The sequence below is a fragment of the Aquamicrobium soli genome (assembly GCF_042646345.1).
Lineage (GTDB): Bacteria > Pseudomonadota > Alphaproteobacteria > Rhizobiales > Rhizobiaceae > Mesorhizobium > Mesorhizobium soli_A.
Window position 1 is genome coordinate 102,170 of sequence record NZ_JBHRTK010000010.1, and the last position, 11,248, is coordinate 113,417.

General features: G+C 61.4%; 12 protein-coding genes. 5 read left to right on the top strand and 7 right to left on the bottom strand.

Translation table 11 applies throughout. From position 1 onward, the window contains the following. Positions 1 to 17: 17 nt before the first annotated feature. The 7 genes from betC to ACFOHJ_RS08405 all read right to left on the bottom strand — a co-directional run bounded on the left by betC (position 18) and on the right by ACFOHJ_RS08405 (position 7,026). Positions 18 to 1,598, bottom strand: coding sequence for a choline-sulfatase (betC, locus tag ACFOHJ_RS08375; protein ID WP_378220035.1), 1,581 nt, complete (start codon positions 1,596 to 1,598; stop codon positions 18 to 20). A 92-nt stretch (positions 1,599 to 1,690) separates the two neighbouring features. Next, the gene (locus ACFOHJ_RS08380) at positions 1,691 to 2,746 is read right to left on the bottom strand and encodes an Ldh family oxidoreductase (protein ID WP_378220036.1); all 1,056 of its coding nucleotides are present in this window, start codon (positions 2,744 to 2,746) and stop codon (positions 1,691 to 1,693) included. Between the two features lie 55 nt (positions 2,747 to 2,801). Beyond that, positions 2,802 to 3,596 carry an amino acid ABC transporter ATP-binding protein gene (locus ACFOHJ_RS08385; protein ID WP_378220037.1) on the bottom strand — a complete coding sequence of 265 codons (795 nt, stop codon included), beginning with the start codon at positions 3,594 to 3,596 and terminating at the stop codon, positions 2,802 to 2,804. Further along, positions 3,593 to 4,276, bottom strand: coding sequence for an amino acid ABC transporter permease (locus tag ACFOHJ_RS08390; protein WP_378220039.1), 684 nt, complete (start codon positions 4,274 to 4,276; stop codon positions 3,593 to 3,595). Before ACFOHJ_RS08390 ends, ACFOHJ_RS08385 begins: the two co-directional genes overlap by 4 nt. Before the next feature lie 11 nt (positions 4,277 to 4,287). Beyond that, positions 4,288 to 4,956 (bottom strand): amino acid ABC transporter permease, encoded by a 669-nt coding sequence (locus tag ACFOHJ_RS08395; RefSeq protein ID WP_378220040.1) that lies wholly within the window; start codon positions 4,954 to 4,956, stop codon positions 4,288 to 4,290. Positions 4,957 to 5,052: 96 nt separating this feature from the next. After that, complete coding sequence (locus ACFOHJ_RS08400) at positions 5,053 to 5,883, bottom strand: transporter substrate-binding domain-containing protein (RefSeq protein ID WP_378220041.1); 831 nt, start codon at positions 5,881 to 5,883, stop codon at positions 5,053 to 5,055. A 261-nt stretch (positions 5,884 to 6,144) separates the two neighbouring features. Continuing rightward, positions 6,145 to 7,026, bottom strand: a complete 882-nt coding sequence (locus ACFOHJ_RS08405) for a dihydrodipicolinate synthase family protein (RefSeq protein WP_378220042.1) — start codon at positions 7,024 to 7,026, stop codon at positions 6,145 to 6,147. An 84-nt stretch (positions 7,027 to 7,110) separates the two neighbouring features. Here ACFOHJ_RS08405 and ACFOHJ_RS08410 point away from each other — a divergent pair, with 84 nt between their 5' ends. From ACFOHJ_RS08410 to ACFOHJ_RS08430, 5 genes are all read left to right on the top strand, one after another. Continuing rightward, on the top strand, positions 7,111 to 7,581 hold the full coding sequence (locus tag ACFOHJ_RS08410) for a hypothetical protein (RefSeq protein WP_378220231.1): 471 nt from the start codon (positions 7,111 to 7,113) through the stop codon (positions 7,579 to 7,581). A gap of 16 nt (positions 7,582 to 7,597) precedes the next feature. After that, positions 7,598 to 7,891, top strand: coding sequence for an I78 family peptidase inhibitor (locus ACFOHJ_RS08415; protein WP_378220043.1), 294 nt, complete (start codon positions 7,598 to 7,600; stop codon positions 7,889 to 7,891). 328 nt (positions 7,892 to 8,219) lie between these two features. Continuing rightward, positions 8,220 to 9,173: an ABC transporter substrate-binding protein gene (locus ACFOHJ_RS08420; protein ID WP_378220044.1), complete on the top strand. Its 954-nt coding sequence runs from the start codon at positions 8,220 to 8,222 to the stop codon at positions 9,171 to 9,173. 141 nt (positions 9,174 to 9,314) lie between these two features. Continuing rightward, complete coding sequence (locus tag ACFOHJ_RS08425) at positions 9,315 to 10,193, top strand: ABC transporter permease (RefSeq protein WP_378220045.1); 879 nt, start codon at positions 9,315 to 9,317, stop codon at positions 10,191 to 10,193. Beyond that, the gene (locus tag ACFOHJ_RS08430; protein ID WP_378220046.1) at positions 10,190 to 10,984 is read left to right on the top strand and encodes an ABC transporter ATP-binding protein; all 795 of its coding nucleotides are present in this window, start codon (positions 10,190 to 10,192) and stop codon (positions 10,982 to 10,984) included. Before ACFOHJ_RS08425 ends, ACFOHJ_RS08430 begins: the two co-directional genes overlap by 4 nt. Positions 10,985 to 11,248 lie beyond the last annotated feature (264 nt).

Here is an 11,248-nt window from a genome sequence, read left to right on the forward strand (position 1 = left end):
CTTCGATTTTTAGTTGATCAGTAGTCCGAGTACGGCAGGTAGGACCTACGCTCCACCTCGGGGAATCTGTCCCCGTTCCGGACGAATTTCGTATGGTCGCGGACGGGATTCGGATAGTGCTCCCAGACCACCTCGCGCCCTTGCTGCATTGCCGCGTTGATGAACTGTCGCGATTTTTGGCTTTTCACGACATCTGCCTTGAGGGCCGTAAGGTCCCATTGACGCTCAACCAGTTGCAGCATGATCCGCGCGATTTCTGAATGTTCGGGGGAATCGGAGAGATTGACCTGCTCGCCCGGATCGTCCTGCAGGTCATAGAGTTGGGCCGGGTAAGCCTCCGAATAAACGAACTTGTACCGGCCGCGTCGGACCATAACGCGCGGCGCCACGGTCGCTCCGTCGATGTGCTCGGCGAAGATGGTGCGGTCCGGTTGATCCTCGGACATCAGGCCGACCAGACTGCCCCCTTCGATCTCAGTCACGAGAGCATCCATCGACTGCCCGCTCAATTCTACCAGTGTCGGAAGCAGGTCGATCAGCGAGACAGGTGCCTCGATTCTGGACGGGCGGGCGTGGCGAGGATCATGGATAATCATGGGAACCCGCAGGGATGGCTCGAAAAGGTTCTTCTTGAACCAGAGGCCTCTCTCTCCGATCATGTCGCCGTGGTCCGAGGTGAAGATCACCACCGTGTTGTCGGCGCAGCCCGCGTCTTCGAGGGTCTGCAGAAGCTGGCCTAGCTTCTCGTCGATATAGCTGATCATACCGTAATAACCGCGCCGCGCGCGCCGGTAAGTTTCATCATCCACGTCGAACTTGTTCAGGCCGTAGTGGAAGTACAGCGCATGGCTGTGCGTGTCCATCTCTTCGAGAGGGATGCGCGGCGTGATCGGCTCGTCTATAGTTTCGTTGGGATGCAGGTCCCAATACTTCCGCGTCGTGACGTAGGGGTCGTGCGGCTGCGTGAACGAGACGGTCATGAACAGCGGACGTCCGTCGCTATAGCGCTTCCAGTCGTAAATATGCTGGATCGCGCGCTGTGCCACCTCGTCATCGTAGTCTATCTGCTGACTGCGGGCCAAAGGCCCGGCATCGGCGATCGTCTCAACGCTCGAAACGCCCAGCGGCACTTCATCGGGCTGAGAGTCTCCAGACTCCTGTTCCTCATACGTCTCCGGGGGCACCCAACTGAAATCGGCCGGATAGATTTCCGTCGTCAGCCGATCCTCATAGCCATGGTGCTGATCCGGGCCGACGAAATGCATCTTGCCTGAGATGCATGTGTAATAACCCGCCCCACGCAGATAGTGCGCGATGGTTGGAACTGCCGCCGGAAACTCGGACGCGTTGTCGTATGCCTTGATTCTTGAGGGCAGCCTTCCCGTCATCAGCGCGAAGCGAGATGGAGCGCAGAGGGGATAGCTGCAATAGGCGTTGGCGAACACCGCCGAGCGCTTGGCAAGAGCGTCGATGTTCGGGGTCTTGCAGACCCTGTTGCCGTAAACCGAGAGTGCGATCGCCGTAAGCTGGTCTGCCATCACCAGCAGTATATTCGGCCGGGTCTGGGCTTCACGGTCGGCTTGGCCGGACGACATCATCTAAACGCTCCCTCTGCCATAACGGTCATTATTTTGCCGACACAAAGTCGACATGTCAAGGTTGACGCCGTGCCGATGGCGACACCATCGCTTCACTGTCCGGGTGGCAGCGGGGCACCGTCGCAGACCCTGCCCGCCTCCGGCCAGCCCCATTCGACAAGCCTGGCCCAAAGGTCGTCCGAGACGGGAACGCCGTCCGTTTGCGCCTGCGATTGGCGGGCGAACCTGCCGTCACCGGGAATTCTGGCCACGCCGTTGCCGGCGAATGCGTCCAGCACCGTTTCGATATGCGCCGTGAAATTGCCGGAGACCGCCGACGGATCGATCGCCAGATAGAACTGGCCAGCCGAATTTGCCGGTCCGTTTCGGGACTTGTCGTAGTCAACGGCGAACCTGCCCCCGGAGAGGCCCGCCGTCAGCAATTCCACCATCAGGGCGATCGCGGAACCCTTGTGGCCGCCGAACGGGAGAAGTTTTCGCGAGGCCAGTATCTCCCCGGGGTCGTCGGTCGGCATGCCCTGCCGGTCAAGCCCGGCCTTCATGTTCGTCGTGCGGCCCTGTCGCTGCGCGACCTGCACGTCGGAAATCGAAATCACGCTGCTTGCCTGATCCCAAAGAAGCGGCTCCTGATCGCGGCGAGGACAGGCGAAGGCGACGGGATTGGTACCAAGGATCGGGCGATCGCCACCATGTGGCACGATCCATGGCGCGGTGCCCGTCATGGCAATCGCCATAAGCCCCTTTTCCGCAAGCGGCAGGATATCCAGCCCTAGCGCGCTCAGATGATAGGCGTTCTGCGTGACAAGGCACGCTACACCTTGCGCTCTTGTCCGCGCGGCGAAGTCCGCCTGCACTTGTTCAAAACCAAGTGCAGCAAAGCTGTTTTCGCAGTCGACGACCATGAAACCGGGCCTGGGAGAAAATGCCTTGGGAACCGGAGCCAAATTCACCCGCCCGGACAAAGCGCACTCCCGGTAGCGTGCAAGCATCGCCAGCCCATGGCTGGCAATGCCGAAATGCTCGGCCCGGCGGATCCGACCGGTCAGCGCACTCGAAAGCGCCGCCGAGAAACCGAAACCTTCGAGAACCGCATGACAGCCGCGGTCGACCTCGGCCAACGTGAGACGCCGTCCTGAAACGGAATTCATGGTGCCTTTCCTGTGAGACCAAGGGTCGGAAGCGGATCTTCCCCGACCCCGAGGATCAGAAATTGAAGCTGCTGAAACCGGAAAGGAATTGCTGGATGCGAGGCTCCGCCGGGTTCTTCAATATCTTCTCGGGCGGCCCCTGCTCCAGAATCTGGCCTCCGTGCAGGAAGAGAACCCGGTCCGCGACATGATAGGCGAAACCCAGTTCGTGCGTGACCACGATCATGGTCATGCCCTCTGCGCTCAGGTCTTTCATGACGTTAAGCACTTCCCCCACGAGTTCCGGATCCAGGGAAGAGGTAACTTCATCGAAAAGCATCACGTCGGGCTGCATCGCAAGCGCACGAGCGATCGCAACGCGCTGCTGCTGGCCGCCGGAAAGCCTGGAAGGATATTGATCCGCCTTCTCGCTCAGGCCGACCCTGGCAAGTTGCTTCAGCGCCTCCGCTTCCACTTCGTCACGGCGTTTTCCCAGGACCGTACGCGGCCCCTCCATGACATTTTCCAGGACGCTCATATGCGGGAACAGATTGAACTGCTGGAAGACCATCCCGATGTGCTGCCTATGCTCGGAAAGCGCCTTCTCATCATAGCGGAACGTCGGCGCATCCAACATTGTGCCGGTTTCCTTGCCGACGGTCTTGCCTTTCACGGAGATGCGGCCGGCTGTCGGATACTCCATGAAGTTCAGGCATCGAAGCAACGTGCTCTTTCCCGAACCGCTCGAGCCGATAAGGCAAACGGTTTCGCCCTTCCTGATTGAAAGGTCGATCGATTTGAGAACATGAAGGTTACCGAATACCTTGTGAAGTTTCTCGACCTTGATGAAGTCGCTGTCTGCCTGGGTCATGACGGCCGCCTGCTTTTAGAGTTCAGTTTCCATTCCAGCCAGTACGTGAGTGGCGCCAGGGGATAGATCAGCACGAAGAATAAGATCGCAACAATCGTATAGATCTCCATGGGCCTGTAGATGGTGTTGGCGAGTTCTTCGCCGCGGAACAGCAGTTCGCCGACGGCAATGGCTGACGCGAGCGATGTCGCCTTGAATATCTCGATCATTCGGTTGGCGAATGCCGGGATCATGCGCCGGATCGCCTGCGGCAGGATGATGCGCCGCATGATCGCCATGTACTGCATCCCGATCGCCCGTGCTGCTTCCCACTGGCCGCGCTCTATAGATTGGATGCCCGCGCGGAAAACTTCCGCCGAATACGCGACCGAGTTGAGGCCGATGCCCAATACGGCGGCGACGAAACCAGGCATCTGCACATCGATCAGGACTGGAAACGCGTAATAGAACCAGATGATCTGGACCAGCACCGGCGTATTGCGGAATACCTCGATGAAGATTGACGCGGGCCAGTTGTAGATGCGCTTTCTCGAATGCCTGGCCGAGCCGACGATGATGCCGCCGATGGTTGCCGTCACGATGAGGCAGGCCGCGAGTTCCAGCGTCACCAGAATTCCCTGCAAGAAATTCGGCCAGTAGATCAAGACCTGCCCGAACTGCCATTGATATTCCATTGCCATGCCCTCCCGGCTCAAGCCTGCCGAGCATCGAAGCGATGCTCCACATATCGAATGATGAGAGACAGAGCGGTCAGGAAGACCAGGTAGAACGCGGCCACGGTCGTGAGGACCTCAACGGGACGATAGAGCCGGGTACTCAGGACCATCGAATTGTACAGGAGGTCGCCATACGCCACGACGGCCATCTGCGTCGTGCCCTTGATCAACTCGAAGCTTCGCTCCAGGAGCGGCGGAAGCATGCGCCGGATCGCCTGCGGCAGGATCACCCGCCGCATCAGTTGGAACCGGCGCATGCCAAGGGCACGCGCGCCTTCCCACTGGCTGACGTCGATCGACTGGATGCCGCCTCGAAAGACTTCGCCGAAGAAGGCGCCGTTCTGGAGCGAGAAGGTGATCGCGCCCGCGGTGAATGCGTCGAGCCTGATTCCGAGCACCACAGGCAGCGCGAAATAGACCCAGAAGAGCTGAACGAGCAGCGGCGTCATGCGAAGGAATTCGATCACGCAGCTCGTCGGCACCGATATGATCCGGTACTTCGACATTCGCAACGCCGCGAAAACGAAACCCATCAGCACTCCGAAGACGAGAGATACCGACGCGATCTTCAACGTTCCGATGAAGCCCTCGATAAGAAAATCGAGGTTCGCCAGAACGAGACGAAAGTCCCAATTCCCACTCATGCGAACTCATCCCAAAGCTGCGTGTACCGTCCGTACGGCTCCGCCGGTCGGCAGGCCGGCCCCAAGGTCGCAAAAACAAGGGGCCGGCAATCCATCCTACTGCAGTTCCTGGAGACGGATACCGGGAGCATCCTTCGAATCGATGCCGCGGAACTTGAGATAGTCCTCGTAGGCCTGCTTGATTGAACCCTTCCAATAGAAGTAGTTCAGCGACACGCCCAACCAATCGCGCCAGCGCTTATCCTGCTCCATACGAACACCGACATCGGCGGTCGAGATCAAAGCAGGCTTCGGCACGACCACCTTGCCCTGATTACCGAGGGCATGATTCTGCATGATCAGCCAGACGCTCGACCCCGCGACAAAGTCGGTCCGATTGGATGCGAAGGCTGCCACGGCTTCGGGATTGCCCTTTGCGCGGTTGAACTGTGCGTTACCGAGCATTTCCGTCAGGATACGGTCGGACGATGTTCCCATAGGCACGCCGGCTGTGATCTCGGGCTTGTTCAGGTCAGACCAGTTCTCGACCGGGAGGTCCTTGCGGGCGAGGATGGCGGTCGCGTAGTAGACGAGCGTACCCGGCGCGAAATCGACAGCCAGCGCCCGTTGGGGCGTGGCATCCATGCCACCCACAAAGTCGAATTGGTTGGCCTGAAGCCCGGCAATGGCGGTTCCCCACGTTGTCTCAACGCATTCCCAATTGACTTCCATTTCCTTGGCTATCAGGGCGGCGAAGGCCGGGACGATGCCCTTCCATTCACCGCTGGCCGGGTCTTTGAAGCCGAAGGGCTCGCTGTTGACGCACCCCACGCGGATCATTTTGGTTTCCTGGATCGTATCCCAGGTTGATTTCTGCTGGGCGCTGCCGATCTGCGTTCCCCATGCGAGTATCGCTACGGCAGCTATTAGAGTACGGCCAAATTTCATTTCCCATTCTCCACTTAGTTAGAGCCCAAGTTCTCGAGAAAAACCGCCTTCGTCCCGAGGCGAGACGAGCCAGGCACAATCCGGCACGAGCCGAGACGGCACAGATGCCTCGATCAGAGGCTGCGGTTCCCCTTTTTGTTGTTGTGACCGCATTATCGTGTCGACACATTGACGACGAATTATTGTCGCTTTTCAGATTTCGTTGTCAACCGCTACGCGGTCATGAAGCCAGACAGAAACCGAACGCCGGTTGCCCAGCACCTATTTCCATTCCAGGATCGGCGCCATGGCCGCCCTGAAAGCGGCCTTCTCGTCATCCGTCAAAGGACCAAGAGGAGCGCGGCAAGGCCCGACCGGGGTTCCCTGGAGTTCGCAACCATACTTGATCTTCTGAACGAACTTACCGCTCTCCAGGATATTCATGGCTCGATACAGGGTCGCCATCTTCTGACGGGCTTTCTCCAGATCTCCGCTACGGAAGGTGCGATCGAGGTCGACGCAGGCCTTCACCATGCAGTTCGCCGGGCCGCAGATCCAGGAATCCGCGCCCCAGAACATGAAGTCCAGCGCTATGTCGTCGGAGCCGGAAACGAGATTGATGCGACCGGCATACCGGTTGTGGATATCGACCGCCCGCTGCAAGACTCCCGAGCTTTCCTTGATGCCGATGATGCGGGGATTATCGGCCAGCTCGTCCATGAGTTCGAACGAGATCTCGATGCCGTCCTTCGGCGGGTAGTTGTAAAGGATGATGTCGACGTCCACTGCGTCGAGCACGGCCCGATAGTGCTTCAGCAGTTCATCCTGGGTCGGACGTGTGTAGAACGGCGTCGCCAGGAGGACGATGTCGTAGCCGATCGCCTTGGCCTGCTCGGTGTTACGGATTACCTCACGCGTCGCCGGTGCATTGGTCCCAGCGATGAGCGCCTCACCCTCCCTGGCGAAGCTCTTCACGAACTTCAGGACTTCAAGGCGCTCCTCATCCGACATCGAGAAGTACTCGCCGGTGGAACCACATGGGACCCAGCCGGTCACGCCGGCCTCGCGAAGGCTCGTCATATGCCTTTCCAACGCCTTCAGATCCACCCGGTTCTGCGCGTCAAACGGCGTGACAAGCGCGGGCATGACCCCCTGCAAATTCATGGAAACATCCTCTCTTTGGTGAATTCACTTGCTCAAACGCAATACGGTTCGACACGTTGTCGACTACAGGTCGACATATGTCAAGTGGAAATGGCCGGGTTATTGCGCGCGTTTTCTGGCGGTTTCGAGCAGGTCGGCGGCCGTGGATTTCCCCGATCAGTAGGCTTCGAGGGCGAATTTCAGTTCACGCCTGCCGCCGATGCGCGGCACGCCAAGCGTCGCGACACGACTTCGAGAGGGAAAGAGATCCATACCCCGGTGGTTGGGGAGCGTGTCATGATGATCGCCCTAGGGGCTGCCGGCGCCGTCTATTGCGGTACCAACAGGACAATTCGCCATGGCAGGCTTGGCTCGCGGGCCGTCGCTTTGGCCCGTCTTCCCGAGGTTTTCGCCTTGAATGCGAGCCGGCAAAACCGCATCCGCGCGGGTGGCGCGGCGCGCCAAAACCGCTGGAACATTGCTGACAATCCGGCAGCCAAGGCTCTCCTCCGACTCTTGCCATACCGTCCGTCATTCAGGCCTCGTTCATCCGGGCTGGCGGATAAGCCGGGCTGAAATTGGAGATATAGCGATGGATCGACGGGTATTTCTGACGGGCTTGGCCGGAGCGGCGGCGCTGGTTGCCGGCTGCCAGAGTGAGCCGGTGGCGTCGCAGCCGCCCTCCGGCGTATGCGACAGGGCCGCGGTGGAGCGGCTGTTTGGCATGGACCGGATATCCGACGCGCAGGCGATGAAGCTGACCGGCGCGACGATCGTCCGCCAGATCGGGCCCGGCCAGGGCGTGACCATGGACTTCCGGCAGGAGCGGGTAACGATCGAAACCGATCCCAAAACCGGAAAGATCCTCCGCGCCATGTGCGGCTGAAAATCCCGCCTGACCCGCCGTTCGCGTTCAAGCCGATGCCATCGGCAGTCTAGGGCCGCGAGCGGCCTCCTGGACTAACCCGTTCGCCGAATGACGACCTCACGAGCGGGTCGAACGCCGGACCAGCGCCGCGAAATGTTGCGGCCGCCGGCACGCCCGGCAAACGACAGCACGACCGGCCCGGATACCCTCCACAGCCACCTCGGTTCGCCGCTTTCCTGCCCGCGCAGTCAGGCGGGGATTGCATCGAACAAATTGTCACAGCAAGCTTTCATCGGGCTGCAGAATGACATAGAGGTCACGACAACCATTTTCGGAGGGACTTGGAATGAAAGCTCTGTTTCTTGCACTGGCGGCTACCGCCGCTCTCGCGCTCCCGGCGCAGGCCGAGGATGTGACGGTTGCCGTGACGGCCATCGTCGAGCACCCGGCGCTGGACGCCGCCCGCGACGGCGTCAAGGACGCGCTGGCGGCCGCCGGCTACAAGGAAGGCGAAGGCCTGAAGTTCGTCTACCAGTCGGCCCAGGGCAATCCGGCCACTGCCGCCCAGATCGCGCGCCAGTTCGTCGGCGATGCGCCCAACGTCATTGTGCCGATCTCGACCCCTTCGGCCCAGGCCGTGGTTTCGGCCACGCGTGATATCCCGGTGGTATTCACCGCGGTGTCCGATCCGCTCGGCGCGCAGCTCGTCAAGGACATGGACAAGCCGGGCGGCAACGTCACCGGCCTTTCCGACATGTCGCCGGTCGCCGCGCATATCGACCTGATCAAGGAAATCCTGCCGCAGGTGAAGACCATCGGCTATCTCTACAATTCCGGTGAAGCCAACTCGGTGTCGCTGCTGGCCGCCCTGAAGCAGGCGGCCGAGCCCGCCGGCATCAAGGTGGTCGAATCCGCCGCCACCAAGACCGCCGAAGTGCAGGGTGCAGCCCGCGCGCTGGTCGGCCGCGTCGACGCCATCTACGTGCCCACCGACAACACCATCATTTCGGCGCTGGAGGCCGCGGTCTCGGTGGCCGAGGAAGCCAAGCTGCCGCTGTTCACCGCCGATACGGATTCGGTGAACCGCGGCTCGATCGCCGCCCTCGGCTTCAACTACTACGACGTCGGCGTGCAGACCGGCGAAGTGGTGGTGCGCATCCTCAAGGGCGAAAAGCCCGGCGACATCCCGGTGACGGTGGCCAAGGGCACGGATCTCGTGGTGAACAAGAAGGAAGCGGAGAAGATCGGGCTGAAACTGCCCGAAAGCGTCCTTTCGCGCGCCACCAAGGTAATCGAGTAAGAATGCGAAGCCGGGCGCCTGACGGGTTGTCCGGCTTCGCCACACCACCCGGTGCGTAGCCCTACGCAACAAGACCGACAAGCCGAACCTCGGCCGCAAAAGAGTCCATGAGGTGCGCATGCTGCTGAAAGACAGGCAATCTTGAGCCAGATCGCTTTTTGGGGTGCCGTCGAACTCGGCCTCGTCTACGCGTTCGTGGCCATCGGGGTATATCTGGCCTTCCGCGTGCTCGATTTCCCCGACCTCACGGTCGACGGCTCGTTTCCGCTGGGCGCCGCGGTGGCGGCGGTGCTGATCCTGGCCGGGGTCAATCCGTGGCTGGCGGCCCTCGTCGCGATGGTGGCCGGCGCGATTTCCGGGCTGGTCACCGCGGTTCTCAACGTGCGCTTCAAGATCCTGCACCTTCTGGCGTCGATCCTGACCATGATCGCGCTGTTTTCGGTCAACCTCAGGGTGATGGGAAGGCCGAACGTCGCGCTCATCAACGCCGATACGATGCTCACGCCCTTCTTCGGCCTCGGCCTGCGCGACTATCTGGTGCGTCCGCTGTTCATCGGCGTGCTGGCGCTCATCGCGCTGGTGGTCGTGTGGCGCTTCCTCGAAAGCGATGCCGGCCTGGCCATGCGCGCCACGGGAGCCAATCCCCGGATGGCGCGGGCGCAAGGGGTGGACAGCGCCGGGCAGATCTATCTCGGCATGGCGATTTCCAACGCGCTGGTGGCGCTGGGCGGGGCGCTGTTCGCACAGACCAACGGCTTTGCCGACGTCACGTCGGGCGTCGGCACCATCGTGGTCGGCCTCGCCGCGGTCATCATCGGCGAGACTCTGTTCGGGGCACGCGGCATCCTGATGGCGCTGATCGGCTGCGTCATCGGCTCGATCCTCTACCGCATCGCCATCCAGCTCGCGCTTTCCAGCGACGTGCTCGGCCTGCAGGCATCGGACCTCAATCTCGTCACGGCCGTGCTCGTCACCTTCGCCCTGGTGCTACCGCGCCTGCGCAACGGAGGCGGCCGATGATCTCGCTCAAGGATATCGACGTCGTTTTCGGCCGCGGCACGCCGCTTGAAAAAAGGGCGCTCAACCGCATCAACCTCGAAATCGACAAGGGCATGTTCGTCACGGTGATCGGCTCCAACGGGGCCGGCAAATCGACCCTGCTCGGCGTGCTGGCCGGCGACATCGTGCCCAGCGCAGGCCACGTGGTCATCGGCGACAAGGACGTGACCCGCAAGCCGACCGTGCGGCGTGCCGAATTGGTGGCGCGCGTGTTCCAGGACCCGCTGGCGGGAAGCTGCGGTGCGCTGACCATCGAGGAAAACCTGGCGCTGGCCGAAAGGCGCGGCAAGCGCCGGGGCCTGACACTGGCGCTCAACGCACAGCGCCGCGCCAGTTTCCGCGAGCGCATCGCCGAACTCAACCTCGGGCTGGAAAACCGGCTCGGCGACCGCATGGACCTGTTGTCCGGCGGGCAGCGGCAGGCCGTGTCGCTGGTCATGGCCACGCTGACCGGCTCCCAGATGCTGCTGCTCGACGAGCATACCGCCGCACTCGATCCCGGCATGGCCGAGTTCATCATGGGGCTGACCCAGAAATTCGTCTCGGAACGTAAGCTGACGACGCTGATGGTCACGCACTCCATGCGCCAGGCGCTCGACTTCGGCGACCGCACCATCATGCTGCATGGCGGCGAGATCGTGCTCGACGTACGCGGGGAAGAGCGCAAGGGCCTGCAGATCGAAGATCTGATCGAGATGTTCCGCAAGATCCGCGGCCAGACGATCGACGACGACGAACTGCTGATCGGATAAGTTTTAAGGCCGGGCTCGACCGACCATCTGATTACAGGCGCCACGAGGCCTTGGTTATGGGGCCGGCAGAGCCGCCCTTCGCCCTTCCGGGTCAGCCGCATTTCCGCACTCGAACGGATTCACCCATTTGCCGGGGGCGTCCTTGGACGCGCCGCTTCAGGCACCGTGACCCAGCCCGGCCATCCCGCCTCGGCCCCCTACCCCATTCGCCTATTCGGGCCGCCAGGCTTGCAGCCAGGCAAATCCGCCCGGCTGCAAGATGCG